A 23,059-nucleotide genomic window follows, 5' to 3' on the forward strand; every position below is an offset into this window, starting at 1 on the left:
GCTACCCATACAGCCCGAACACTGAAGAATTCGCATCCGCTGGCACAAAAACGCTATCCGTGTGGGCTGCGCACGACCACACGACACGCCGTCGAATTACACGGATGTCATCCCGGGCGTGTCGCGATCACGGGTTCAGACCGCCGAGCGGTGCAGCCAGGTGACGGAGGAGGATCCGATCGCGTGCCGGAAGGGCTCCAGCTCGTCGTCCCAAGCCTGCCCGAGGGCGAGGCGCAGCTCCCGGTGGAGCTCGATGATGCTCGTGCCGGCCGCTTCCATGGCGTTGCGGATCCGGTCCTCGGGGATCACGACGTTGCCGGCCGCGTCCGTCTGGGCGTGGAAGATCCCGAGGTCGGGCGTGTGCAGCCAGCGGCTGCCGTCGACGCCGTCGCGGGGGTCCTCGGTGACCTCGAAGCGGAGATGCTCCCAGCCGCGGAGCGCGCTCGCCATGGCGGCGCCGGTACCCGGCGCGCCTTCCCAGTAGAAGTCGGTGCGCTGCGAACCGCGGAGCACCGGCTGATCAGCCCAGGAGAAGCTGACGGCACGGCCGATCGCGCGACCTGCCGCCCACTCGACGTGGGGGCAGAGCGCACGAGGCGACGAGTGCACGTACAGCACGCCCCGGGCGGAGGTGGTGACCATGGATTCGTCCTCCGTTCGAACAGATGCGTCTTCCCCAACGACCTGTGGTGAACGGATGAACCGATGCCACCGCTTATGAAATTAGCGGAGCCCTATTCGACTCCCCGGAAGTATGCCCGACGACACGCCGGAATGACAAGGCGAGAACGCGCCGGACGGCGTGCCGCGGCGGCGGGCGCCCGTCGGAGGGGTGGGAGGAACGGAGGTCGCCCCACTGTCACTCCGGCCGGAGCGCCCGTCGGTGCGACGCGCCGGACGGTCATGGGAGGAGCGCGAGCTTGCCGCCCGGATGGCCGTCCGCGAGGAAGGTGAGCGCGTCGGCGCCACGGTCGAGGGGGTAGGTGCGCGCCACCGGCACGACGAGATGGCCGGACGCGGCGAGCGCGATCAGGTCCGCGCGCACGCGGTCCCGGAACGCGGCGCTCTCCGGCATGCCGCCACCGACGACGCGGATCCCGTCCTGCTGCGACCGCTGGAACGCCGCGATGGTGACGACCCGCTCCTTCGGCACGAGCGCGAGCGAGACGTCGACGGCTTCGTCCGTGCCGACGCAGTCGAACGCAGCGTCGACGCCGTCGGGCGCGGCGTCCCTGACGCGCTGCTCGAGGCCCGCGCCGTAGGCCACCGGCTCGCCGCCGAATCGACGGACCATGTCGAAGTTGCGCTCCGCAGCGGTGCCGATCACCCGCATCCCCCGCCGCCGCGCCTGCTGCAGCAGGCTGACACCCACCGCGCCGGAGGCGCCGTGCACGAGCAGCGTCTCGCCGTCCTGGGCGTCCACCGCATGCAGCATGTCGGCCGCGGTGGTGCCGGCGAGCAGCAGGTTCGCGGCGGCCGGGAAGTCGAGGGCGTCCGGCTTCGCGAACACGTCCTTCGCCGGGACCGTGAGCACGGACGCGTAGCCGCCGGAGACCCGGAACGCGATCACCGGATCGCCGACCGCTCCACCACCCGAGGCGAGCTCGGTGTCCGCGCCGAGTGCGAGGACGGTCCCGGCGATCTCGTAGCCGGGCCTGATCGGCAGGGCGTCGGGGTCGGCGCTGCGCTGGCCGGAGAACCCCTTGTAGTCGGCGGGGTTCACCCCGGCCGCGCGGACGGCGATCATCACCTGGCCCGGTCCGGGGTGCACGACGTCCTCCTCGACGACGCGGAGGACGTCGGGGCCCCCGTACTCGGGGGCGAGGACGCGGCGGACGCTGGTCGGGGTCTCGTTGCTCATGTGGGCATTGAACGCCGGACGGCCTGCGGATCCGCCGGACGCCGGTCAGGCGTCGGCGTAGGAGTCCACCACGGCGACGTCGAGGGGGAAGTCGATCGGGAATCCGCCGAAGAGGAGGCGCCCGGCCGTGACGGCGGCTTCGCGCACGGCCTGCGCCGCCTGCTCGGCCACTCCTTCGGGCGTGTGCACCAGCACCTCGTCGTGCAGGAAGTAGACGAGATGCGGCCGCTCGTGGAGTGCTCCGGACCCCAGCTCCCAGAGCCGCTTGCGGAGCTCCGCCATCCAGCAGAGCGCCCACTCGGCCGCGGTTCCCTGCACCACGAAGTTGCGGGTGAAGCGGCCCTGCTCGCGGGCGAGGGACCGCGCACGGCGCAGCGCGACCGGATCCGCGTCGAGGTCCGTCGCAGCCCGCTGCGCGGCACGCCACTGCTCGGACGGGGGCGGCGACGTGCGCCCGAGCAGCGTGGAGACCGTTGCGCCCTGCTCACCGATCCTGGCCGCGCGCTCGACCAGGCCGAGGGACTGCGGGAAGCGCTGGGCGAGCCGCGGGACCAGCCGGCCGCCCGTGCCCTGCGTCGCACCGTAGAGCGCGCCGAGCATGCCGTACTTCGCCGCGGTGCGGTCGGCGACGGCGCCGGTCGCCACGATGCCGTCGTAGAGGTCGCGGCCGTGCCCCGCCTTCGCCATGCTGCGGTCCTGCGCCATCCCGGCGAGCACGCGCGGTTCGAGCTGCGCCGCGTCGGCGACGACGAGCCGCCACCCGGCATCGGCGGTGACCGCGGCGCGGATCTGCTTCGGCAGCTGCATAGCCCCGCCGTTGCGCGTCGCCCAGCGGCCGGTGACCACGCCGCCGACCACGTAGTCGGGACGGAACCGGCCCTGCTCGACCCACCTGTCGAGCCAGTGCCAGCCGTTCGCACTGGCGAGCCGGGCGAGCTTCTTGTACTCGAGCAGCGGCGGGATCGCCGGATGCTCGAGCGCCGCGAGCTCCCGGGATCGGGTGCTCTCGACGACGAGACCGGCCGCGCGCAGGGCCTTGACGAGCTCGACCGGCGAATCGGGGTTCAGCGCGGGCGCGGTGAGCGCTTCGCGGATCTCGGCCAGGAGGCGCTCGAGCACCGCGGGTCGCACACCGTCGCCGACCCTCGGGCCGAGCCGCTGCTCGAGGATGCGCTCGTGCACGTCGGCCCGCCAGGGCAGGCCCGCGTGCCACATCTCGGCCGCCGCGAGCGCGCCCGCCGATTCGGCGGCGAGCAGGAGCCGGAGCGCACCGGGCCGAGGGGCGGCCTCGACCGCCGCGTTCTGCCGCTCGAACTCCGTGAGCGCGTCGGCCGGCGCGGCCTCCGGCTCGAGCCCGAAGAGCGCAGCGGGCGCAGTGCGCTGCTCGGCGGGCAGGTCGTCCCAGCCGTCGACCGGGATCGCGGCGAAGCGCTCGGCCGTCGCGGCTGCCCGCCGCAGGATGCCGCGCGCGAGGCGCAGGTCGTGGCACCGCTCCACCCGCACGCCGGCGGCGAGAAGGCCGGGGTAGCGCGCAGCCGTGTCCCACACCCATCGGGGGCTGAAGGGCTCCCATCCCTCGACGAGGGTGGGCAGCTGCACGGCCGGCAGGAGCCGGTCCTCGAGCACCCGGCCGCCCGAGTCCAGCGCGCGCACGCGGATCCGCTCCCTCGTCCCGTCGATCACGACGTGCGAGGGGGCCGAGGAGGCCCCGTCGGAGTCGCGCTCGGCGGCGGTGAGGGTCACGCCGTGACGGTAGGCCGCGGGTCGGACAGCCGCCTCAGTGCAGCAGCTCGCCGTCCGTGTTGAGGACCTGCTTCTCGCCCGCCTCGATCCGGAAGGGGAAGCGGTTCTGCTTCGGTGGCAGCGGGCAGTTGAAGTTGTAGCTGAACGCGCACGGCGGCAGCACGGCGTAGTTGAAGTCGAGCGTGATCGACCCGTCGGGGTTCGGCGCGAGGAAGAGGAAGCGCCCGACGCCGTAGCTGTCCTGGCCGCTCGTGGCGTCCGCGAACACGAGCTGGAGGCGCTTGCCGTCCTTGAAGGCGGCGAGCCGGTACTCGCTGCCCTCGATCGTGATCGCGATGTCCCCGGGCACCGGCAGCTCGCGCGTGGCGCCGTCGTCCTTCAGGTGCGAGAAGCCGACGGTCGTGCCCTCCGGGTGGGGCGTGAAGACGCCCCGGACGACCCACGCGGGGTTGTACGGGAACGCGGAGATGCCGCCGAAGCGCTGCACGTCCTCCGACCGGGCGTCCCACACGCGGAGGGCGTACTGGCCGTCCTCGCCGCGGATGACGGTGCCGACGGTGTGGTCGTCGAACACGACCGAGCTCGGCTGCGGGTCGTCCTTGCCCCGGACGACCGCCTCACCGTCGACCGTCACGCCGTCCACGACGATGCCGTCGGTGGTGGCGGCGCGCACGATCAGGCCGGACGCGCCGCCCGGTCGCGGCGCCCACGTGCCGGGCACACCCCAGATCGTCTGCTCCTCGCCCACCCACTGCGTGTTCACGAGCGCGAGGAAACCGGTCGGCGTGGCGACGGACTGCTCGCGGAGGGTGTGGAAGCGCTCGTAGCGCTGCTCGGCGGTCGCAGGTGCCGTGGCGGTGTCGGTCATGGACGGTCCTCTCGGGGTCGGATGGGAGGTGCAACGGGCGGCGGGACGTCCGCCTTCCCGTCAGTCGAGGTCGAGGGCGGGGACGCCCGGCGGGACGAACCCGAGGATGTCCCCGAGGAAGGCGAGCGCCGCCTCCTTGGCGCGCACGATCGCGTCCTTGCCGCGGAAGCCGTGGCCCTCGCCCGCGAACTCCAGGTAGGCGTGCGGGATGCCACGGGCCGCGAGCGCGTCGCGGAACGCCTGCGACTGGGCGGGCGGGACGATCCGGTCGTCGGAGCCCTGGAGCAGCAGCACCGGGGTCGTGAGCGTGGCGACGTGGTTGATCGGCGCCCGCTCCGCGTACAGCGCCGCGGCTTCGGGATAGGGGCCGATGAGGCCGTCGGTGTAGCGCGACTCGAAGTCGTGCGTGTCGGTGGCGAGCGCCACGGCGTCGGCCACCCCGTAGTAGGAGACGCCGCAGGCGAAGACGTCAGTGGTGGTCAAGGCGGCGAGCACCGTCCATCCGCCTGCGGAGCCGCCCTCGATGGCGAGCCGTGCGGGGTCGGCGATCCCGGCGGCGCCGAGGCCGGTGACGGCCGTCACCACGTCCTCGACATCGACGACGCCCCACTGCCCGCGCAGCCGCTCCCGATAGGCGCGTCCGTACCCCGTCGACCCGCCGTAGTCGACATCGACGACGCCGATGCCGCGACTCGTGTAGAACGCGACCGACGGATCGAGGCCGACGCCCGCCTGGGCGGTCGGGCCGCCGTGCACGAACGCGACGAACGGCGGCAGCTCGTCGTCGGGCGCCCGGAAGCGGGGGTTGCTCGGGCGGTACACGACGGCGTGGACGCCGTCGAAGTCCATCGGCTCGGCCGCCGGGAACGCGTCGAGCGGCAGCCCGTCGATCGCACCGCGGATCGTGCGGAACTCCCCCGTCGCGAGGTCGAGCTCGCGGAGCCCGCCCGGCTCGCTCGCGGCCTCGTCGATCAGCAGGGCCCTGCCGTCGGCGACCGCCCACCACTCGGTCCTCGACCGTTCACCGCGCAGGCGCCGACGCTGGCCGGTCGCCGGGTCGAGCAGCACCTGCTCATCGGCGCCGAGCGTCGAGGTCGCGAGGATCCGTCCGTCGCCGGTCGGCAGGTACCAGCGCTGGCCGAGCACCCACAGCGGGCCGCCGGTCTCGCGCGCCCGCGGATCCAGCGGCTCGAGCCCGCCGGTGTCGAGCGGCAGACGGTAGAGGTTCCACCAGCCGGTGCGATCCGAGAGCACGGCGAGGGTTCGGTCGTCGAGCCACTCGGGCTGGAGGACGGACTCACCGGGGCCGCCGAGCAGCGTGCGCCACTCGGGCACCCGCCCGTCGACCAGGTCGCCCACGCGGAGCTCGCTCGCGTCCCACGGCATGTCGGGGTGGTTCCAGGCGATCCAGGCGAGGCGCCGCCCGTCGGGCGAGACGGCCGGATGGGCGAGGAAGCGGGAGCCGGCGACGACGCTCGTGATCGCGGCGGCGTCGCCCGCGGCCCGCCCGTCGAGGGGCACCAGGACGAGATCGCGCTCGACGTCGGTCGGCCCGTCGCCGGTCGCCGTCTCCCGGATCGCGAGGACCCGGTCGCCGACCGACCGGAGGCCGCCGTACCGCACGGTCGGGTCCTCAGGCGTGAGCGGGACCGGGTCCGAGCCCGTCACGTCGATCCGCCGGAGCCGCTGGTCGTCGAAGTGGACGAAGACCGCACCGCCCGGAACGGCCGTCCAGGCACCGCCGCCGTACTCGTGCACGCGGCTGCGGACGTTCCACGGACCCGGCAGGAGCCGCTCGGGCGATCCGTCCGGGCCTGCGCGGAACAGGGCGACGAGGCGCTCCGCGGCGACGGACTCCGACCACCAGGCGACACCGTCCACGTAGGCGGCCTCGGCAGGCAGGTGCGCTCCCTCGGCGAGCGCGTCGGCATCGAGCGGAGACTCCCACTCGCCGTACGGAGCGACCCGGCGTTCGGACATCGCTTCACGGTAGCGGGCGCCGCCGACGGCTCACGGCACGAGCGCGAGCTTCCCCCCCGGATGGTCGCGCGCGAGGACCCGGAGCGCCTCTGACGCCTCCGCGAGCGGACGGGTGGCGGCCACCGGCACCTCGAGCCGGCCCTCGTCGGCGAGCGCGATCAGCCCGGCGCGCGCCGCGTTGCGGAACGCGGTGCCCGGATCCGCGCCGGGCCCGGCACCGAGCGCCTTGCCACCGGCGGCCAGCACCGCCTCGAAGGCGACGATGGTCGCGAGGCGCCCGGGGTCGGCCAGGAGCGCGAGCGACGCGCGCACCGCCTCGTCGGTCCCGACGCAGTCGAGGGCGGCGTCCACGCCGCCGGGCGCGAGGGCGCGGACTCGGTCCACGAGACCGTCCCCGTAGCGGACCGGCTCGGCGCCGAGGCGCCGCACCAGGTCGGCGTTCCGGTCGCTCGTCGTTCCGAGCACCCGGGCGCCGGCGAGCCGCGCGAGCTGCACGGCCAGGGTGCCCACACCGCCGGAGGCGCCGTGCACGAGCACGACATCGCCCGTGCCGACTCCGGTCACGTCGACCAGGTGGGCGGCCGCAGTGCCGGCGAGCAGCAGGTTCGCGGCCGCCGGGAAGGAAAGCGGACCGGGCTTCGGGAAGACGTGCTCCGCCTTCGCGACGACCTCGTCCGCCCACCCGCCGACGACCGGATAGGCGACGACCTCCTGCCCGACCTCGATCCCGCGGCCCGCGGGAGCGACGTCCTCGCCGACGGCCGTCACGATCCCGGCGACCTCGCTGCCCGGGCGGAGGGGCAGCTTCGACGGGTCGTCGCCGAAGCGCCCGGCGATCCGCTTCGTATCGGCGGGGTTCACGCCCGCGGCCAGCACCCGGATCAGCACGCGGCCCGTCCCCGGCGGCGCGATCTCGCGGTCGCGGAGCTCCAGCACCTCCGGGCCCCCGTAACGCGGGGCGACGACCTGACGGCTCATGGGGCCATTCCACCGCATCGGGGCCGACGGCGTTGCGCCCCGGCGAGCACGCGATCTACCATGAGCCTCTCGAACACGTGTTCGAGAGCGGGAGGCGTGGGATGAGCGACGCGACGATCGGGACGGAGGGCCGGGCACTCCTGGCCACCACCGAACGGGGCGTCCCGGTGGCGCTCGACTGGCACGCGAGGCGCTACCGGGTGACCGACGCGCCCACCAGGATCGAGGACGCGCTCGGCGTGCTGCTGACCCATCCGCTCCCGGTCCGCGGCTGGCGGTTCCAGGGCACGAGCGGCGACGGCACCGAGACCCTGGTCTTCGACGTGCTGCTCTGCGACGACGACTGGCGCGTCGTCAAGACCTATCGCTGAGCCGCGTTCGCGCCGCGCCCTCGCGCCACCGGGCCGCCGCGCAGCCGCGCACCTAGCCTGAACGGATGCGCCTTCGGAAGCGGTGGTCCGGCGCGGCGATCGCCGCCGCGGCCGCGGCCGCGGTGACCGTCGGCGCCCTGCTGGCGCCGGCGGCCTCCGCCGTCCCCGCCGGGGATCCCACGTGGGCGGAGGTGCAGCAGGCGAAGCACAACGCCGGGGCCAAGGCCGCGGAGGTGAAGCGGATCCAGGGCGTACTGGGGTCGCTCGAGAGCAGGGCTGCGGCCCTGGGCGCTGCGGCGATCAAGGCGGAGGCGGCCTACCAGACCGCTGAGGCGCAGGTGAAGGCCGCGCAGCAGGCGCTCGCCTCACTGCAGCAGCAGGCCGCGGCGGCGGAGAAGCGGGCGAAGGCCGCCCGCCGTACCGCGGGCAGCGTCGCGACCCAGCTCTATCGCAGCGGGGATCCGACCCTGTCGGTGTGGCTGTCCGGCAAGCAGTCGGGCTCCCTGCTCTACCGGCTCGGCGCCCTCTCGCGCATCGGGAACTCGTCCGCGGCGCTGCTGCGGCGCGCCGTCGCGGACGAGCGCACCGCCGCGGCCCTCGGCGACCAGGCGAAGGCGCAGGCGCAGGTCCGCGACCAGCTCGCGGCGAAGGCGAAGCGGCTGTCCGACCGGGCAAAGGCGGCGCAGGCCGCCGCGGACCGCCAGGTCGCGACCACGAAGGCGCGCACGGCGACGCTGCAGGCGCAGCTTCGCTCGCTGCAGGCCACCTCCAGCGCGCTCCAGGCCTCGTACGCCGCCGCACAGGCCGCGAAGGCCGCGGCCGCGGCGGCGGGCAACGGCGGCGGGGCCGACCAGTCGCTCGGGGGCGGATCCGCCGGCCCCGGCTCGCTCTCGCCCGCGGGCGCCCAGAACTACGCGCAGGGCCGGATGGGGGCCTACGGCTGGGACTCCTCCCAGTTCGACTGCCTCGTGCGGCTCTGGAACATCGAGTCGGGGTGGCGCTGGGACGCCTACAACGCCTCGTCGGGCGCGTACGGCATCCCCCAGTCACTGCCGGGCGACAAGATGTCCAGCGCCGGCGGCGACTGGCGCACGAGTTCGGCGACGCAGATCGAGTGGGGGCTCGGCTACATCCAGGGCCGGTACGGGAGCCCGTGCGGCGCGCTCTCGTTCGAGACCTCGCACGTGCCCTACTGGTACTGACGCCTCCGGCCGAGGCGGCGCGGGATCAGCCGGCCAGCGTGCGGTACGTGCTCCGGAAGTAGACGAGCGGCGCCCGATCCTCGAGGCCCGGTGCCTCGAGGGCCCGCACCCGGCCCAGCACGATCACGTGGTCGCCCCCGTCGTGGACCGCGTGCACATCGCACTCGAGGTGCGCTATCGCCCCGTCGAGGAGGGGGTTGCCGAGCGCGCCCGGGCGCCAGGCGACGCCGTCGAACTTGTCGCCCCCGCTGACCGCGAACCGCTCGCTGAGCTCCCGCTGGTCGTCGCCGAGCACGTTCACCGCGAATCTCCGGGTCGCCTCGATCCGCGGCCAGGTCCTGGACGTCCGCGCCGTGCTCAGCAGCACGAGCGGCGGATCCAGGGACAGCGAGGAGAAGGACTGGCAGGTCAGGCCGGCAGGCCCGCCCTCGGTCGTGCCCGTCACGACGACGACGCCGGTCGCGAACCTGGCGAGGATCTGCCGGAACGAGGCGTCGTCGAAGGACTCGGCCGTCGCGCCCGCCCGGCGCTCCCCGCCCGGCCCCGGGGCCGCGGAGAGGGACGTGGTCATCGTGCCAGCCTACGAGGGGGCCGTTGGGCGCTCCTGCGAGACGTCACACGACGCAACGACGCCGGCCGGCCCGCAGGATGCGGGCCGGCCGGCGTCGTCGTGCTGCTCGGCGATCAGGCCGGGAGGTGCAGCTTCTGACCCGGGAAGATCAGATTCGGGTTGGACACGACGGACGCGTTGGCGTCGGCGAGGCGCCGCCATCCGCCGGGCGTGTGCAGCTTCGCCGCGATCTTCGCGAGGGTGTCGCCGGAGCGGACCGTGTAGGTCTTGCCCGACACCTTCACGTGCGCGACGTGACGCGGCGCCGAGGAGGCGCGCGACGACGACGCGCTCGAGGAGCGCGACGAGGAGTGCGACGACGAGCTCGAGGAGCTGGACGACGACGAGCTGCTCGACGACGCGCCCGCGACCGAGCCGCTGTGGCCGGAGAGGCCGAGGCGGGCCGAGCAGGCGGGCCATGCGCCCCAGCCCTGGCTCGCGAGCACCTTCTCGGCGATCGCGATCTGGGTGGACTTGCCGGCGTTCGCCGGGTTGCCGGCGCCGCCGAAGGCGTGCCAGGTGCTGAGGCTGAACTGCAGGCCGCCGTAGTAGCCGTTGCCGGTGTCGATGGACCAGTTGCCGCTGCTCTCGCACTGCGCGATGGCGTCCCAGGTGGACACGGAGGCCGCTTCGGCCGGCGCGGCGGTGAGGCCGACGCCGACCGCGGTGAGTGCGGCGAGTGCGAGGCCGCCTGCGGCGGCACGGGTGTTGGACAGGATCTTCATGTACGTGCTCCAGCGGGTCCGCCGACGCTCGTTCCGTCCCCGGATGTCGTTGCGCCGCTGCCCACCCTGACGAATTAGCGGTCGTGTTGCGGTGCTGCATGTGGGCAGCGCGAAGCGTGGCAGCACCGGGCGTACTGCTCACGGGGATGGGGGTTCCGCAGTCCCTGTCTGGCGGGATCCCGGTGAGCGCGAGTGACACTAGGTGCAAATTCACAAGATCACAAACCGGTATCGAACCGTCGGCGTGTCGCTGCGGCCATCGCGAGGCCTTCTCCGATATGCGCGCCGAGCAGGGATTCCATGAACGCGTGGCGTGTCCGCCGAGCCGCCTCTCGGGCGCTCGTGCGACCTCCGGGCGTCGGCCGGATGTCGCCTCCGTGTCGCCCGGACATCGGCGGTGAGCGCATCGGACGGTCAGGTGGGGCGGATAGACACCGGCCATGACGTCCGCATCCTCCTTCGCCGTGCCCGATCAGACCGGGCGCACCGTCGTCGTCACGGGGGCGAACAGCGGCGTCGGCTTCGAGGCGAGCCGCCGTCTCGCCGCCGCCGGAGCGCACGTCGTCCTCGCGTGCCGGGACGTCGAGCGAGGGCGCCGAGCGGCCGAGCGGATCGACGGGAGCACCGAGGTGCGCGAGATCGACACCGCCTCGCTCGCCTCCGTGCGCGCGTTCGCCGAGGCGTTCGATCGTCCGCTCGACGTGCTGATCAACAATGCCGGGATCATGGCCGTCGACGAGGCCAGGAGCGCCGACGGCTTCGAGCTGCAGCTCGCGACGAACTACCTCGGCGCCTTCGCGCTGACGGCGCTGCTGCTCGACCGGCTCGGCGACCGGGTGGTGATGCTCTCGAGTCAGGCGCACCGCATCGGGCGCATCGCGCTCGACGACCTGAACTGGCGCCGCCGCCGCTACTCCCGGTGGGGCGCGTACGGCCAGTCGAAGCTCGCGGACCTCATGTTGGCGTACGACCTGCAGCACAGGTTCAGCGCCGCCGGATCACGCCTCCGGGCGGTCGCCGCGCACCCCGGCACGGCGAGCACGAACCTCACCAGGGGCATGCACATGCCGCCGTGGGTCGAGGCGATCTCGGCGGCGGTCATCAACGGGCTGGGGCAGCCGGCCGACGCCGGCGCGCTGCCGACTCTGTACGCGGCGACGGTCCCCGACCTCCCGGGGGCCTCCTACATCGGCCCGAGCGGGCCGGGCGAGATGCGCGGTGCGCCCGTGGTGGTGGGCTCCTCGCGGTCGTCGCACAACCGGGACGTGCAGCGACTGCTCACCAGCGAGGCCGAGCGGCTCACGGGCGTGACGATCCGGGTGCCGTCGGCCTCGGCCGTCTGACCGCCGGGGGCGCCTGTGCTCGGCGCTCACTTCACATTGACGATGCCGCCGAACCCCTCCGGCACGACCACGACGTTCCCCGAAGCGGCGAGCTTCGACAGGGTGTCGATGTAGTTCTGCTTCAGCACGTTGGTGGTCAGCGACCGGTTCAGCGTGTCGTTCGCCTTCGCCTTGGCCTCCGCCTGCACGACCTGCTGCTGCGCCGACACCTGCGCGGCCTTCAGGTTGTTCTGCTCCGTCGTGACCTTGATCTGCGCGTTCTGGGCCGCGGCGTATGCGGCGGTCACGCTCGCCGGCGGAGTGATCTGCTGCAGGCTCACCGAGTCGACCGTCACACCGGTCCCCTTCCAGCGCTGCTCGAGCGCGGTCTGGATCGCCGTGTTCACCTCGGCCCGCTTGGTGATCAGCTCGAGGGTCGTGAACGAGTTCGGGGCGTCGCGGACGGTGGAGCGGATGTCCTGGGTCACGAACTGGGAGACGAAGTTCGTCTCGTCCCGGAACTGCCGGTAGATCGTCGTCACCTGATCCGGTCGGATCGAGTAGCGGACGGCGATGTCGATGTTGCTCGTGACCCCGTCCGAGTCCTGCACGGTGATGTCCGGCCCGAGCGCGGAGCCGCCCGTGTAGTCGGTCTCCGCTCGGTTGCCGGCGAAGACGACCTGCTGGTTGCGCACGCTGAAGGTGTCGACCGTGCTCCACGGCGCCTTCACGTGCAGCCCGGGAGTGATCTCCTGCCCGAGGATGTCGCCGGTCCAGGAGACGATCACGCTCGCGTCGCCGGTGTCCTGCGCGTAGACGCTGGAGCCGCCGAGCAGCAGGAGGCCGAGCAGGGCCGCCACGGTGGCGCCCGCCAGGCCGATGAACCGGTTCCGTCGCTGCGGCGCGGACTCGGCGCCCTTGCTGCGGCGGGAGCGCCCGGCGAGCACGATGAAGAGGAGCACGGCGGCGAGCAGCAGCAGGAGACCCACGACGAACACGTGCACACGTTAGGGGTTCACGGAGAAATGGGCCGACTGCTGCCCCGGATCTCCGGGCGGGAACCGGCCCAGGAGTCGTCAGGGAGCCGAGGCGGAACGCGGTCCTAGCCTTGGCCGGGTGACGGACCTGCAGCTCGATGTCGATGGAGCCCGACTCGCGTACGAGGTGCAGGAGGGAGAGGGACCCGTCGTGGTGGCCCTGCACGGCCTCTCCTCCTCGCGGGCGAGCGAGCGCGCGGCGGGATTCTTCGATTGGTCACCGGTCGCGGGAGCGGGCCGCGCCCTCGTGCGCTACGACGCCCGGGGGCACGGGCGCTCCACGGGCCGCGGCGAACCGGGCGACTACGCGTGGTCCGCGCTGGCCGACGACCTGTTCGCCCTGCTCGACGTCGTCTCACCTGGCGATCCAGTCGACGCGATCGGCGTCTCGATGGGCGTCGGCACGCTGCTCCACGCCGTGAGCAGACGACCGGAGCGCTTCCGGCGGCTCGCGTTCGTGATCCCGCCGACCGCGTGGGAGACGCGGACCGCGCAGGGCGACGGCTACCGGCAGATGGCCCGGATGGCGGAGGAGCGCGGCTACGACGCGCTCGTCCGGGCGATGGGAGCGTTCGCACCGCTGCCCCTGCTGGAAGCAGGCGGGTGGACCACCACTCCCCCGCCCGACATCGACCCGGCGATCCTGCCCGCGGTGTTCCGCGGCGCGGCCGCCACCGACTTCCCGGCGCCGGACGTCGTCGCCACGATCCGGCAGCCGGTCCTGCTCGCGCCGTGGGTCGGCGATCCCGGCCACCCGGTGTCGACCGCCGAGCGGTTGCACGAGCTGCTGCCGCAGTCGACGCTGACCCTGCTCGACACCCCGGACGCGCTGCGGGCACTCGGCGGCAGGATCGCGGACTTCTTCGCCTGACCGGATCCAGAGCCGGGCGGGTCCGGCCCGCCTCGGACGCCCGATCGCGCACGTCAGCCGGCGAGACGGATGCGCGCGGCCACGACACGCTCGGCGGCGGCCGTCAGGGCTGCGGAGAACGCCGGATCGGCGGCCGCCTCCCGCACCAGTGCCTCGTGCATCGGCCCGAGGTCCGCCGGCACGATGTCGAGCAGCAGGTCACCGCCCGCGCGCACGAACTTCACGGCGCGCTGCCCGCTCGACCAGCGATCGACCGCGGCGGCTCCCCCGAGATCGTCCGACATGACGACACCCGTGAAGCCGAGCCGTCCGCGCAGCAGACCCTGCACGATGCGGGAGGAGAACAGCGCGGGCACGCCGGGATCGATCCGGGAGTACTCCGCGCTCGACATCATGACGAAACCCGCACCCGCGTCGAGACCGGCGGAGAAGGAGCGGAGCCGGACCGAGTCGACCGTGGTCTCGGTGTCGACCACGCGGCGGTCGGTGTCGGTGTTCTCGCGCACGCAGCCGAGCCCCGGGAAGTGCTTGACGGTCGTTCCCACCCCGGCGGCGGCCATCCCCCGGATGAACGCGGCCACGTGACCGCCGGCCGCTGCCGGATCGGACGAGTACTGCCGTCGCAGGTTCGCGACGGGCGGGTTGTCCTGCAGCGTGTCCGCGCACGGCACGTCGGCGACCGGGGCGAGATCGAGGCGCACCCCCGCCCGCGCGAGCTCACGTCCCCAGCGCTCGCCGTCCGCGCGGGTCGCCGCCGTGGACCCGCGCCCCTGCTGCACCGCGCTGGGGATCGCGGAGAAGCCGGGGCCGCTCAGCACCTGCACGGTGCCGCCCTCCTGATCCGTCGCGGTCAGCAACGGCAGGTCGGCCGGTGCCGCCGCTCGCACCGGAACGAGAGCCCGAGCGACCGCTGCGGTGCCGCCTCCGCTGCGCCCCCGGATCATCACGCCGGCCAGGTGGTAGCGACGGACGGCCGCCGCCAGCCCATGCAGGTCGGGCACGGTGGCCGCGGTCATCAGCAGCTGGCCGGCCCGCTCGTCGGGAGTCATCGCGGCGACGAGCGCCGCGGCGCGGCCGTCGGCCGTCGGCGCCGTCGAGACGGACGGCGCAGGTGCCGGCGGCGCGGAGGCGGCTCGCACCGGCGCGCTGGAACCGACGGGAGCGGTTCCGGACGCACCGGCCGTGCAGCCGGTGAGCAGCAGGCCGGCGGCGAGGAGCACGGGGACGAGCAGGCGGGCGCGGCGGGAGCCGCGGGTCAATCCGTCATCGCGCTGCGCGCGCGCCTCGCGAGGGACTTGAACTGCTCCCGCACCTTCGCCGACAGCGGTGGGACCTCGGTGACCGGATCCGTGACCTCCTCGCCCCGGTAGAGGCGCTCGAAGATCGTGATCGTGGTGTCGATGTCGTGCGGCTCGAGCAGCCGCAGCGAGGCGCGCTGCATGACCTCGTACTCGTCGTGCGGCATGCGCAGCACCCGCTCGAGACGGTCCGACAGCGCCGCCACGTCCCGCGGGGGGTAGAGGAAGCCGTTCTCGCCGTCCTTCACGAGGTGCGGCAGCGCCATGGCGTCGGCCGCGACGACGGGCAGGCCGCTCGCCATGCCCTCCATCGTCGCGATCGACTGCAGCTCGGCGATCGAGGGCATCGCGAACACGGTCGCCCGGGTGAGCAGCCGGCGCAGCTCCTGGTCGCTGACGAGGCCCGGGAAGTGCACGCGGTCACCGATGCCGAGGCGGTCGGCGAGCTGCTCGAGCGCCTTCCGCTGGTCGCCGTCGCCGATCAGGTCGAGGTGCGCCTCGAGGTCCCTGGGCAGGCGCGCGACCGCCTCCACGAGGTCGGGAAGCATCTTCTCGCCGGTGATGCGACCGCAGAACGCGATCCGCCGCTCCGTCTTCTGCTCGAAGTCCGGGGTGTAGTCGGTCATCCGGATCCCGCAGGAGATCGCGTGGACGTGTCGCAGCCCCGTGCGCTCCTCGAGGTAGGCCGCAGCGCGCTTGGTCGGCGTCGTCAGCGCGGCCGCCTTGCGGTACAGCCGCGTGCAGTCCTTCCACGCCAGCCAGCTGATCACCGGGTACGTGAACTTCGGGAAGGGGCTGTGCTCGATGAGGTTCTCGGGCATGAAGTGGTTCGTCGCCACGACGCGGATGCCGCGTTTCGCCGACTCCGTCGTGAGCCCCCGCCCGACGACCATGTGCGACTGCATGTGCGACACGTCGGGCCGCACCTTGTCGATGATCTTCGCGGCGTTGCGGTGGATCGCCCAGGGGTACACGGCACGCAGCCAGTCGTGCAGCGGGTAGCGGAAGCTCTTCAGCCGGTGGACCGTGAGCACCTGACCCAGGTGCTCCTCGCGGTAGACGCCCTGGGGCTCCCCGTGGCTCTGGGCGATGATGTGCACGTCGTGACCGCGGGAGGCGATGCCCGCCGCGAGCCGGACCGAGAAGGCGGCCGCACCGTTCACGTCGGGCGGGAAGGTGTCGCCGCCCATGAGCACGGTCATCCGGGGCAGCGCGGCCTCAGGCGTCGGCTCGCTGATGGCGGTCTCCTCCTGGGTGTTCGTGCCCCTCTCGGGGGCCTGGGCGTTCCGACGGTAGCGCATGCCCCGGAACCGGGTGCGCTGCGCGGCGGCGCGCCTCAGGCGGCCTCGACGGCCTCCCGATCGCCCACCTGGGGGTGGTGCCGCGCCAGCTGGAACACCCCGAACACGGCGATCCCTCCGGAGACGAGGAAGGCCGGGCCGGCCCACCAGGGCGCGTTCTGCGCCTCCCCGAGCACGAGCACGCCGATACCCACTGCGACGATGGGGTCGACGACGGTGAGGCCGGCGATGACGAGGTCGGGCGGGCCGACGGTGTAGGCGGTCTGCACCAGGTAGAGACCCCCGGCGCCCGCGGCGAGCAGGCCGACGACGCACAGCACGGTCAACCAGTCGAACTGACCCGCGATCAGGCGGTTGATGACGGTCTTCGCCATCGTCGCCACGAAGCCGTAGAGGACGCCGGCTCCGGCGATGTAGGCGAGCGGGGTCATGCGCGTCCGGTAGATCGCGTACAGCGTGCCGAGGACGGCGAGCACGACCGCGAGCAGCACCAGGATCGTGCGCAGGTCGTCGTCGCTGATCGCGGTGTCGGTCGCGCTCGGTGCGGCGACCGCGACGAAGATGCCGACCCCGCCGACGCACAGGATGATCGCCCGCACCACCTTGCGGTGGATGCGCACATGGTTCAGCCGCGCGTTGAGGATCGTCGTGACGACCAGCGCGATCGCGCCGATCGGCTGCACGACGATCAGCGCGGCGAACCGCAGGCTCGTCAGCTGCAGCACGATCGCGAGCCCCAGCATCACGGTGCCGAGCAGCCACGCGCGGTTCCGGACGAGCCGGAGCAGCTCGGATCCGCCCAGCTCCGTGCCGGCCGTCGCCCGTGCGGCCTCGACCTGCTTCACGCCGCGCGACTGGAACTGCGCGCCGAAGGCGAGGAAGACGGCTCCGACCAGGGCGATGGGGATGCCGACGGCCTGGGCCGTGTTCAGCACGTGGGTGCCGATGTGGATGTCGAGGACGGGCGGCACGGCCGAACCTTAGCCGCCCGGGGCCTCAGAGAGACGGCACTACGCTGATGAGACGCGTGTTTCGTCAGTGATACCGGAGGTTCCGCAGGGTGACCGTGTTGCCGATCCTGATCACCGGAGACCCCGTCCTGCACCAGCCGGCGGCGCCGGTCGTCACCTTCGACGATGCGCTGCGGACGCTCGTCGCCGACATGTTCGAGACGATGGACGAGGCCCCCGGCGTCGGCCTCGCCGGGCCGCAGGTCGGCGTGCCGCTCCGCCTCTTCGTCTACAGCTACGAGCACGATCCCGAGGGCCCACGTCGCGGCGTCGCGATCAACCCCACGCTGTGGATCACGCCGACGCCCGTGGGCGAGGCGGACGAGGACGCCGAGTCGGAGGGCTGCCTCTCCGTGCCCGGCGAGCGGTTCCCCCTCCGGCGCTCCCCGAGAGCACGCCTGGAAGCCGTCGACCTGGACGGCGAGCCGTTCACACTGGAGGCGCGGGGCTGGTTCGCCCGGGTGCTCCAGCACGAGACCGACCACCTCGACGGGGTGCTCTACGTCGACCGGCTGGACTTCCTCCACCAGCGCCGCGCGAAGAAGGCGATCAGCAGCAACAAGTGGGGCCGCCCGGGCAACAGCTGGACGCCGGGGGTCGACGACCTGGAGGCCTGAGTCATGGAGTTCGAGCACGACGCCGCACGGCATCGGTACCTGGGCACCCTCGACGGCGAGGTGGTCTGCTCGCTCGACTACGCCGAGAACGGCGACGTCGTCTCGATGACGCGCACGTTCACGAACCCGCCCTTCCGCGGGCACGGCTACGCGGCGCAGATCACCGAGCACGCCGTGCGGCAGGCTGAGGCGGCGGGCAAGCGCGTGCGCCCCATGTGCTGGTACGTCGCGCAGTGGTTCGACGACCACCCGGAAGCAGCGCACCTGCTCGCCTGACGCTCCACCGCGGATCCGCAGGACGTGCGCGCGTCCGCGGTTCCGGACACGCCGCCGCCGACGGCCGGGCCACCCGTGTGTCGGCGAGCCCTCCGGATCGCGAGGCTCAGGAGGCGACGGCGCGGGAGGCGGCGGCCTCGCGGATCGCGGCGAGCAGGAGGTCGGGCTCGGCGTCCTTGTAGAGGACGGCGTCCGCCCCCGCCTCCCGGCCCGGAGCGATGAAGCGGTCGAGGTCCGTCGCGGTCACGAGCACCACGCGGGTCACGGGCGAGCGCTGCACCAACCGGATGCGGGCGTCCGTGGCCACCGTCTCGGTGACCTGCAGGCCGCCGAGCCGCGGCATCCGGGCGTCGATGACGGCCACGTCCACGGGCAGGCGGCGCAGCACGGCGAGCGCCTGCAGACCGTCCGGCGCCTCCGCCACCACCTCCAGGTCGGGATGCGCGTCGATGATCAGCCGCCAACCCTCCCGCTGCAGCGGATCGGCGTCGGCGAGCAGCACCCGCGTCGGCGCCGCGGTCACCGTCGGGTCAGGTCGACGCCGTGGACCCCGTTGTGGAAGCGGATGGAGGGGAAGGTGGCGCTGATCGAGAAGCCGACCCCCGGCGTCTCCGACGCGGTGAGGGTGCCGCCGAACAGCTCGGTGCGGGCGCGCATCTCCTGGATCCCCGGACCCGCGAGCTGCTGCGTGAGGGACCGCAGGTCCTCCTCCACCCCGTAGGCGAGCTCGGCGGAGGCGTCCTCCGCCGAGAGGCCACGTTGCAGCACGGCGTTGCGGAACCCGTCGTCGTCGACCTTCACCGCGATACCCGACGAGGTCCAGGTGAAGCCGACCCGCACCTGGGTGCCCTCCCCGCCGTACTTCAGCGAGTTCGAGAGCGCCTCCTGCAGGATCCGGTAGATCGCGAGCTCGGCGCCCGAGTTCAGGTCGTAGGGCTCGCCGTGCTCCTCGACGACCACGTCCAGCCCGGCGTCGCGCATCGTCTTGAACAGCTCGCGGGTCGACTTCAGGCGGGGCTGCGGGGCGGCTTCCGCCTCGCTCTCGCGCACGAGGGTCATCACCCGGCGCATGTCGGCGAGGGTCGCGCGCCCGGTCTCGGCGATCGCCTGCGCCGCCCGGACGGCCGCGCTCGGGTCGGTCGCCCCGGCGTACCGGGCGCCGTCGGCCTGCGCGATCATCGCGGACACGCGGTGCACGGCGACGTCGTGCAGCTCACGGATGATGCGCAGGCGGCCGCCCTGATCGGCGACCGCGATCTGCAGCCGCGCGGCGAGGTGCGCCCGGTCGGCGGCCGCGCGACGTTCGACGCGCAGCCGACGTATCGTGGTGATCCACAGCACCAGCAGCAGGACGGTCAGGACCAGCAGGCCACCGGCGATGGCGAGCCACACGGTCTGGGGCAGGCTCGGCATGCGGTCGAGTCTACGAATCGTGCGTGCCGCCGCCCGGAGGCGCACGGAACGTCGAGGGCGGGTCAGGCCCCGCCGCCCGGTCCCCGGCCCCGCCGGACGCCTGCCGCGATGAGCACGATCCCCACCACGCCGGCGACCAGCCCGATGGCGAACCAGGTGCGGTTCCCCGTCATGAAGCTGCCCGGGATCAGGTTCAACCCCTGGCCGATCCACACCAGGCCGGTGACGACGAGGATCACCCCGACGACGATCAGGGCGGCGCGCGCGGGACGACTGCTCACGCGCTCACCGTACGGCCTCCCTCAGCCGGCGACCGCGAGCCGCGAGCGCACGAGGACCAGGGACGCGTCGGCGTCGCCCGGCTGCGGGATCGCGGCGAGCGTGAACTCGCTGACGGCGCCCGGCCGGAAGATCAGGCACTCGCTCGATCCGCCGAACTGGAAGCAGCCGAGCTCCTCCCCCTTGGCCACGTGGTAGCCGGGCCGCACATGGTCGCTGATCAAGCAGGTGGAGACCTCCACCATGCCGATGGCGATGAACGCGACCAGCCCGATCACCGGGTCGTCCGCCTGCACCAGGATGATCGCGCGGGTCGCCATGTGAGCGATGTAGCCCTGCGACTCCTGGGCCTCCGCGGCGTCCGGCCCTTCGGACTGCGCCTCGGCGTAGTACGTGCCCTCCTGCACCCAGGCGCGGACGATCGTTCCCGCCACCGGGCTGTGCCAGCGGTGGTAGTTCAGGGCGCTGAGGAACGCCTGGTACACCGTGCCACCGACGAACTCGTCGACCGACTCGTCGTGCGCGAGCATGTCCTCCAGGGAGTACGGCTGGCTCTTCGCCCAGAACCGGTCGCGGCGCTTCACGTCGGTGCTGATCCGGTACGGCGTGGACTCGCACGCGCTGACGATCACCTTGTCGTCGTCGGGCGCGGCGACGGGACGGCTCCCCTCCGCCAGGCGACGGGTGAAGAAGTCGTTCCAGGACGTGAAGCCCCAGTGCTCGTCGTCCGGGTCGTGCGCGTAGTCGCTCATCCCGACCGCCCGCTCCGCCTCCGGGCTCATCCAGCCGGTCTCGGAGCGGTTCAGCGCGGAGAGGGAGTCCGGACTGTTCAAGTACTCGGCCCAGGCGTTCAGGATCTTCTTCAGCATCGCGTTGATGCGCGGGTCCCGGTAGGCGGCGAACCCGGCGGGCGTGGCCAGCGTCCAGTCGAGGATCCCGGCGAGCGGGGTGCTCACCATCCCGCCCACGCTGAACTCCGGCGTCATGGTCAGGACCTCGTTGATCAGCCGCAGCAGCTGCGGCACGTCCTTGACGTGCCGCTCCTTGTACTGCTTCCCGGTCGGCACCTGCTCGACCATCTGCGTGACGTACATCCGGACGATCGGGTCGGTGTCCATCAGCTGCTGGAACTCGACCAGCACGGGATGCAGCGGGGTGTCCTCGCCGTGCGCCTCGGTGCGCTCCCGGTGACCGGAGAGCCACGCCTCGAGGTCGTCCTGACTGGGCGGCAGCCAACCGGCTCGCCGCTTCACGTCCGTGCTGGAGCCTTCGTTCACCATGGGCGGCACCGTACGCGCCGGTGCTGGCCGTCCCGCCGGTACCGCCGGTACCACCGATCCGTCGCTGCGCGTTCCGCCCCGTCGCGTGCGGATCCACCGTCGAGGTGCTGGGAGCCGGTTCGGTCTGAGGCGTTTCTTGGTGACGCGGCAACACGTTCAGGAGGTCGGCACCCATCCGTGCAGGCGCCCGCCGAGACCGAGGAGCCATCCGTGGTGACGAACACGACCACCCCCCGAGCCACCACCACCACCCAGGTGCCGGCCGGCGTCCGCCGCGCCTTCGCGATCGCCGTCGGCCTCAGCGCCCTGTTCGTGGTCTTCCAGTACTTCACCTCCGGCGAGTTCATCACCGCCGGGATGCCGAAGGACACCCACGAGCTGTGGACGAACGCGCACGGGTTCGGCGCCTACCCCGTGATGGTCTTCGCGCTGATCGCGGCGGTCGTTGCGCTCACCCGCCTGCGCACGAAGGGCGGGCTGCCGATGCTCGCGTCGGTCTACTTCGTCGCGACAGTGGCCCAGTGGCTGCTCGGCCACGCGATCTCCACCCTCGGGATCGACGCGCTCACCCCCCTCCACGTCGTGGTCGCGGCGCTCGTGATGGGCCTCGCCGTGTGGCTCTCGGTCCGTTCCGCCCGGCTGCGTCGCGACACCGTGTGAGACCGCGGCCGCCGGTCCCGGCGGGGTGGCGCGCGGGCTTCCTGCTCGCCACAGTGGATCATCGACGGGCCCGGACCCCACGGTCCGGTCCCCGATCCATGCACCACGAGCGGAGCAGCAGTGCGCCTTCCCGGACGACGCCACCTCGAGCAGGAGGAGGTCCTCGCCGCGGCCGCGGAGATCGCGATCGAGCTCGGCATGCATGCGGTGTCGATCGCCGCGGTCGTCGAGCGACTCGGCGTGCAGCGGAAGGCGGTCGCCGCGCTGTGGCCCGGCGACGACGCGCTCGTGGCCATGACCTTCTCGCGCATCGTGAGCGCCGAGCTGACCGAGGTGCAGGACGACGTGCTGAGCCAGGAGTCCCCGGTGGAGCAGCTCGCGGTGCTGCTCGGCTCGCTCGCCGAGCCGGTGCCGCACCTCGACGCCCTGTGGGTCGAGTCGTGGAGCCTCGGCCGCCGCAACCGGGCGCTCGGTGCCGCCGTGCGGAGCGAGGAGGACGCCTGGCACACGCTGATCGAGTCGGTCGTCCGCTCGGGGATCGCCTCCGGCGACTTCACCGCGGACGCCCCGGAGGAGGTCGCGACGCATCTGCTCGCGGTCGTGGACGGGGTGAACGCGTACTCGCTGGTGGGCTACGACACGGACGTCGACCGGCTGCGACTGCTGCACGCCGTCGCCCGGACGCATCTCGGCGCGACCCTGCCGACCGAGGACCAGCAGGCGGAGTCCGCACCCTCCGCCTCCTGACACCCCCTCCTCGTCGCTCCGCCTCCAGGTGCCGCGCGAGGTGCGGCACCCACCGGTCCCCGACCGATGCGCCGCAGTCGGAGTGAGCAGGAGTGGAGAAGCGGGCGCCGAGGGCGGTGACGAGAATCGGCGCATGACCGATACCCGGAAGACCGAGACCACCGACACCGGCAAGCCCGGCGCCACGTTCTCCGCGGCGGAGCGAGCCGCGATGCGGCAGCGCGCGAAGGAGCTGCGCGCCGATCAGAACGCTGCCGAGGCCCTGCGCGAGGTGCAGGAGAAGATCGCGTCGCTGGAGGAGCCGGACCGCACCAACGCGGAGCGGATCCACGCGATCGTGACGTCCGTCGCCCCCTCCCTGCTCCCCCGCCTGTACTACGGCAGCCCCGGCTACGCGACCGCGGCCGGGCGGATCGTGCTCTTCTACCAGGAGCGCGCGAAGTTCAAGGTGCGCTACGGCAACCTCGCGTTCTTCGACGCGGCCCGGCTGGACGAGGGGACGATGTGGCCGACCGGGTTCGCGGTCACGACCATCGCACCGGAGGACGAGCGGGTCATCGCGGAGCTCGTGAAGAAGGCGGTGGGCACCGACTGAGCGGCCCTGGTGTGG

Annotated in this window: 25 protein-coding genes; 9 read left to right on the forward strand and 16 right to left on the reverse strand. The window is 73.0% G+C overall.

Annotated elements, in window-relative coordinates; translation table 11 throughout:
• Window positions 1–135: 135 nt before the first annotated feature.
• The 6 genes from JWQ92_RS00280 to JWQ92_RS00305 form a co-directional block, all read right to left on the reverse strand.
• A complete protein-coding gene (locus JWQ92_RS00280; RefSeq protein ID WP_297342456.1) occupies window positions 136–642 on the reverse strand; it encodes a DUF3145 domain-containing protein in 507 nt (168 codons plus the stop codon).
• A gap of 259 nt (window positions 643–901) precedes the next feature.
• Window positions 902–1,861, reverse strand: a complete 960-nt coding sequence (locus JWQ92_RS00285; RefSeq protein ID WP_297342457.1) for an NADP-dependent oxidoreductase — start codon at window positions 1,859–1,861, stop codon at window positions 902–904.
• Window positions 1,862–1,906: 45 nt separating this feature from the next.
• Complete coding sequence (locus tag JWQ92_RS00290; RefSeq protein WP_297342458.1) at window positions 1,907–3,604, reverse strand: bifunctional 3'-5' exonuclease/DNA polymerase; 1,698 nt, start codon at window positions 3,602–3,604, stop codon at window positions 1,907–1,909.
• 34 nt (window positions 3,605–3,638) lie between these two features.
• Window positions 3,639–4,472 carry a DUF1684 domain-containing protein gene (locus JWQ92_RS00295; RefSeq protein ID WP_297342459.1) on the reverse strand — a complete coding sequence of 278 codons (834 nt, stop codon included), beginning with the start codon at window positions 4,470–4,472 and terminating at the stop codon, window positions 3,639–3,641.
• A 60-nt stretch (window positions 4,473–4,532) separates the two neighbouring features.
• Window positions 4,533–6,452, reverse strand: a complete 1,920-nt coding sequence (locus JWQ92_RS00300) for a prolyl oligopeptidase family serine peptidase (protein ID WP_297342460.1) — start codon at window positions 6,450–6,452, stop codon at window positions 4,533–4,535.
• A 30-nt stretch (window positions 6,453–6,482) separates the two neighbouring features.
• Window positions 6,483–7,430 carry an NADP-dependent oxidoreductase gene (locus tag JWQ92_RS00305; RefSeq protein ID WP_297342461.1) on the reverse strand — a complete coding sequence of 316 codons (948 nt, stop codon included), beginning with the start codon at window positions 7,428–7,430 and terminating at the stop codon, window positions 6,483–6,485.
• Window positions 7,431–7,531: 101 nt separating this feature from the next.
• On the opposite strand from JWQ92_RS00305, the gene JWQ92_RS00310 reads away from it, so the two are divergent.
• Both JWQ92_RS00310 and JWQ92_RS00315 read left to right on the forward strand, forming a co-directional pair.
• Complete coding sequence (locus tag JWQ92_RS00310; RefSeq protein ID WP_297342462.1) at window positions 7,532–7,801, forward strand: hypothetical protein; 270 nt, start codon at window positions 7,532–7,534, stop codon at window positions 7,799–7,801.
• A 65-nt stretch (window positions 7,802–7,866) separates the two neighbouring features.
• A complete protein-coding gene (locus tag JWQ92_RS00315) occupies window positions 7,867–9,003 on the forward strand; it encodes a hypothetical protein (RefSeq protein ID WP_297342463.1) in 1,137 nt (378 codons plus the stop codon).
• A gap of 25 nt (window positions 9,004–9,028) precedes the next feature.
• Here the strand turns inward: JWQ92_RS00315 and JWQ92_RS00320 are convergent, their stop codons facing one another.
• Both JWQ92_RS00320 and JWQ92_RS00325 read right to left on the reverse strand, forming a co-directional pair.
• Window positions 9,029–9,574, reverse strand: coding sequence for a flavin reductase family protein (locus JWQ92_RS00320; protein WP_297342464.1), 546 nt, complete (start codon window positions 9,572–9,574; stop codon window positions 9,029–9,031).
• Window positions 9,575–9,687: 113 nt separating this feature from the next.
• The gene (locus JWQ92_RS00325; protein ID WP_297342465.1) at window positions 9,688–10,338 is read right to left on the reverse strand and encodes a transglycosylase family protein; all 651 of its coding nucleotides are present in this window, start codon (window positions 10,336–10,338) and stop codon (window positions 9,688–9,690) included.
• Window positions 10,339–10,778: 440 nt separating this feature from the next.
• On the opposite strand from JWQ92_RS00325, the gene JWQ92_RS00330 reads away from it, so the two are divergent.
• A complete protein-coding gene (locus JWQ92_RS00330) occupies window positions 10,779–11,681 on the forward strand; it encodes an oxidoreductase (RefSeq protein WP_297342466.1) in 903 nt (300 codons plus the stop codon).
• Window positions 11,682–11,707: 26 nt separating this feature from the next.
• Here JWQ92_RS00330 and JWQ92_RS00335 read toward each other — a convergent pair whose 3' ends face one another.
• Entirely contained in the window at window positions 11,708–12,658 is a 951-nt protein-coding gene (locus JWQ92_RS00335) for an SPFH domain-containing protein (RefSeq protein ID WP_297342467.1), read from the reverse strand.
• 118 nt (window positions 12,659–12,776) lie between these two features.
• Here JWQ92_RS00335 and JWQ92_RS00340 point away from each other — a divergent pair, with 118 nt between their 5' ends.
• Entirely contained in the window at window positions 12,777–13,568 is a 792-nt protein-coding gene (locus JWQ92_RS00340; RefSeq protein ID WP_297342468.1) for an alpha/beta hydrolase, read from the forward strand.
• 53 nt (window positions 13,569–13,621) lie between these two features.
• Here the strand turns inward: JWQ92_RS00340 and JWQ92_RS00345 are convergent, their stop codons facing one another.
• From JWQ92_RS00345 to JWQ92_RS00355, 3 genes are read right to left on the reverse strand one after another with little or no spacing between them, the layout of a single operon-like run.
• Window positions 13,622–14,827 (reverse strand): glycoside hydrolase family 3 N-terminal domain-containing protein, encoded by a 1,206-nt coding sequence (locus tag JWQ92_RS00345; RefSeq protein WP_297342469.1) that lies wholly within the window; start codon window positions 14,825–14,827, stop codon window positions 13,622–13,624.
• Window positions 14,824–16,167, reverse strand: coding sequence for a glycosyltransferase (locus tag JWQ92_RS00350; RefSeq protein ID WP_297342470.1), 1,344 nt, complete (start codon window positions 16,165–16,167; stop codon window positions 14,824–14,826). Before JWQ92_RS00350 ends, JWQ92_RS00345 begins: the two co-directional genes overlap by 4 nt.
• A 35-nt stretch (window positions 16,168–16,202) precedes the next feature.
• A complete protein-coding gene (locus JWQ92_RS00355; RefSeq protein ID WP_297342471.1) occupies window positions 16,203–17,138 on the reverse strand; it encodes a DMT family transporter in 936 nt (311 codons plus the stop codon).
• A gap of 89 nt (window positions 17,139–17,227) precedes the next feature.
• On the opposite strand from JWQ92_RS00355, the gene def reads away from it, so the two are divergent.
• Together def and JWQ92_RS00365 are read left to right on the forward strand one after the other, a co-directional pair.
• Window positions 17,228–17,794, forward strand: coding sequence for a peptide deformylase (gene def, locus JWQ92_RS00360; protein ID WP_297342472.1), 567 nt, complete (start codon window positions 17,228–17,230; stop codon window positions 17,792–17,794).
• A 3-nt stretch (window positions 17,795–17,797) separates the two neighbouring features.
• Window positions 17,798–18,070, forward strand: a complete 273-nt coding sequence (locus JWQ92_RS00365; protein ID WP_297342473.1) for a GNAT family N-acetyltransferase — start codon at window positions 17,798–17,800, stop codon at window positions 18,068–18,070.
• A gap of 106 nt (window positions 18,071–18,176) precedes the next feature.
• Here JWQ92_RS00365 and JWQ92_RS00370 read toward each other — a convergent pair whose 3' ends face one another.
• The 4 genes from JWQ92_RS00370 to JWQ92_RS00385 form a co-directional block, all read right to left on the reverse strand.
• Window positions 18,177–18,593 (reverse strand): response regulator transcription factor, encoded by a 417-nt coding sequence (locus JWQ92_RS00370; protein ID WP_297342474.1) that lies wholly within the window; start codon window positions 18,591–18,593, stop codon window positions 18,177–18,179.
• The gene (locus JWQ92_RS00375; RefSeq protein WP_297342475.1) at window positions 18,590–19,483 is read right to left on the reverse strand and encodes a histidine kinase; all 894 of its coding nucleotides are present in this window, start codon (window positions 19,481–19,483) and stop codon (window positions 18,590–18,592) included. Before JWQ92_RS00375 ends, JWQ92_RS00370 begins: the two co-directional genes overlap by 4 nt.
• A gap of 62 nt (window positions 19,484–19,545) precedes the next feature.
• Entirely contained in the window at window positions 19,546–19,764 is a 219-nt protein-coding gene (locus tag JWQ92_RS00380; protein ID WP_297342476.1) for a hypothetical protein, read from the reverse strand.
• Window positions 19,765–19,785: 21 nt separating this feature from the next.
• On the reverse strand, window positions 19,786–21,042 hold the full coding sequence (locus JWQ92_RS00385; RefSeq protein ID WP_297342477.1) for a phosphatidylserine decarboxylase family protein: 1,257 nt from the start codon (window positions 21,040–21,042) through the stop codon (window positions 19,786–19,788).
• Between the two features lie 210 nt (window positions 21,043–21,252).
• Between JWQ92_RS00385 and JWQ92_RS00390 the strand changes: the two genes are divergently transcribed.
• The 3 genes from JWQ92_RS00390 to JWQ92_RS00400 all read left to right on the forward strand — a co-directional run bounded on the left by JWQ92_RS00390 (window position 21,253) and on the right by JWQ92_RS00400 (window position 23,044).
• Window positions 21,253–21,702 (forward strand): hypothetical protein, encoded by a 450-nt coding sequence (locus JWQ92_RS00390; RefSeq protein WP_297342478.1) that lies wholly within the window; start codon window positions 21,253–21,255, stop codon window positions 21,700–21,702.
• Window positions 21,703–21,822: 120 nt separating this feature from the next.
• The gene (locus tag JWQ92_RS00395; protein ID WP_297342479.1) at window positions 21,823–22,449 is read left to right on the forward strand and encodes a TetR/AcrR family transcriptional regulator; all 627 of its coding nucleotides are present in this window, start codon (window positions 21,823–21,825) and stop codon (window positions 22,447–22,449) included.
• Window positions 22,450–22,582: 133 nt separating this feature from the next.
• The gene (locus tag JWQ92_RS00400) at window positions 22,583–23,044 is read left to right on the forward strand and encodes a hypothetical protein (RefSeq protein ID WP_297342480.1); all 462 of its coding nucleotides are present in this window, start codon (window positions 22,583–22,585) and stop codon (window positions 23,042–23,044) included.
• Window positions 23,045–23,059 lie beyond the last annotated feature (15 nt).

The sequence above is a fragment of the Amnibacterium sp. genome (assembly GCF_025463795.1).
Taxonomy (GTDB): domain Bacteria; phylum Actinomycetota; class Actinomycetes; order Actinomycetales; family Microbacteriaceae; genus Amnibacterium.

Coding starts and splice junctions, on each gene's coding strand:
- JWQ92_RS00385 (WP_297342477.1), bottom strand. CDS start 21,042: ATGGTGAACGAAGGCTCCAGCACGGACGTGAAGCGGCGAGCCGGTTGG.
- JWQ92_RS00310 (WP_297342462.1), top strand. CDS start 7,532: ATGAGCGACGCGACGATCGGGACGGAGGGCCGGGCACTCCTGGCCACC.
- JWQ92_RS00305 (WP_297342461.1), bottom strand. CDS start 7,430: ATGAGCCGTCAGGTCGTCGCCCCGCGTTACGGGGGCCCGGAGGTGCTG.
- JWQ92_RS00400 (WP_297342480.1), top strand. CDS start 22,583: ATGACCGATACCCGGAAGACCGAGACCACCGACACCGGCAAGCCCGGC.
- JWQ92_RS00325 (WP_297342465.1), bottom strand. CDS start 10,338: ATGAAGATCCTGTCCAACACCCGTGCCGCCGCAGGCGGCCTCGCACTC.
- JWQ92_RS00375 (WP_297342475.1), bottom strand. CDS start 19,483: ATGCCGAGCCTGCCCCAGACCGTGTGGCTCGCCATCGCCGGTGGCCTG.
- JWQ92_RS00280 (WP_297342456.1), bottom strand. CDS start 642: ATGGTCACCACCTCCGCCCGGGGCGTGCTGTACGTGCACTCGTCGCCT.
- JWQ92_RS00350 (WP_297342470.1), bottom strand. CDS start 16,167: ATGCGCTACCGTCGGAACGCCCAGGCCCCCGAGAGGGGCACGAACACC.
- JWQ92_RS00320 (WP_297342464.1), bottom strand. CDS start 9,574: ATGACCACGTCCCTCTCCGCGGCCCCGGGGCCGGGCGGGGAGCGCCGG.
- JWQ92_RS00285 (WP_297342457.1), bottom strand. CDS start 1,861: ATGAGCAACGAGACCCCGACCAGCGTCCGCCGCGTCCTCGCCCCCGAG.
- JWQ92_RS00315 (WP_297342463.1), top strand. CDS start 7,867: ATGCGCCTTCGGAAGCGGTGGTCCGGCGCGGCGATCGCCGCCGCGGCC.
- JWQ92_RS00295 (WP_297342459.1), bottom strand. CDS start 4,472: ATGACCGACACCGCCACGGCACCTGCGACCGCCGAGCAGCGCTACGAG.
- JWQ92_RS00365 (WP_297342473.1), top strand. CDS start 17,798: ATGGAGTTCGAGCACGACGCCGCACGGCATCGGTACCTGGGCACCCTC.
- JWQ92_RS00330 (WP_297342466.1), top strand. CDS start 10,779: ATGACGTCCGCATCCTCCTTCGCCGTGCCCGATCAGACCGGGCGCACC.
- JWQ92_RS00300 (WP_297342460.1), bottom strand. CDS start 6,452: ATGTCCGAACGCCGGGTCGCTCCGTACGGCGAGTGGGAGTCTCCGCTC.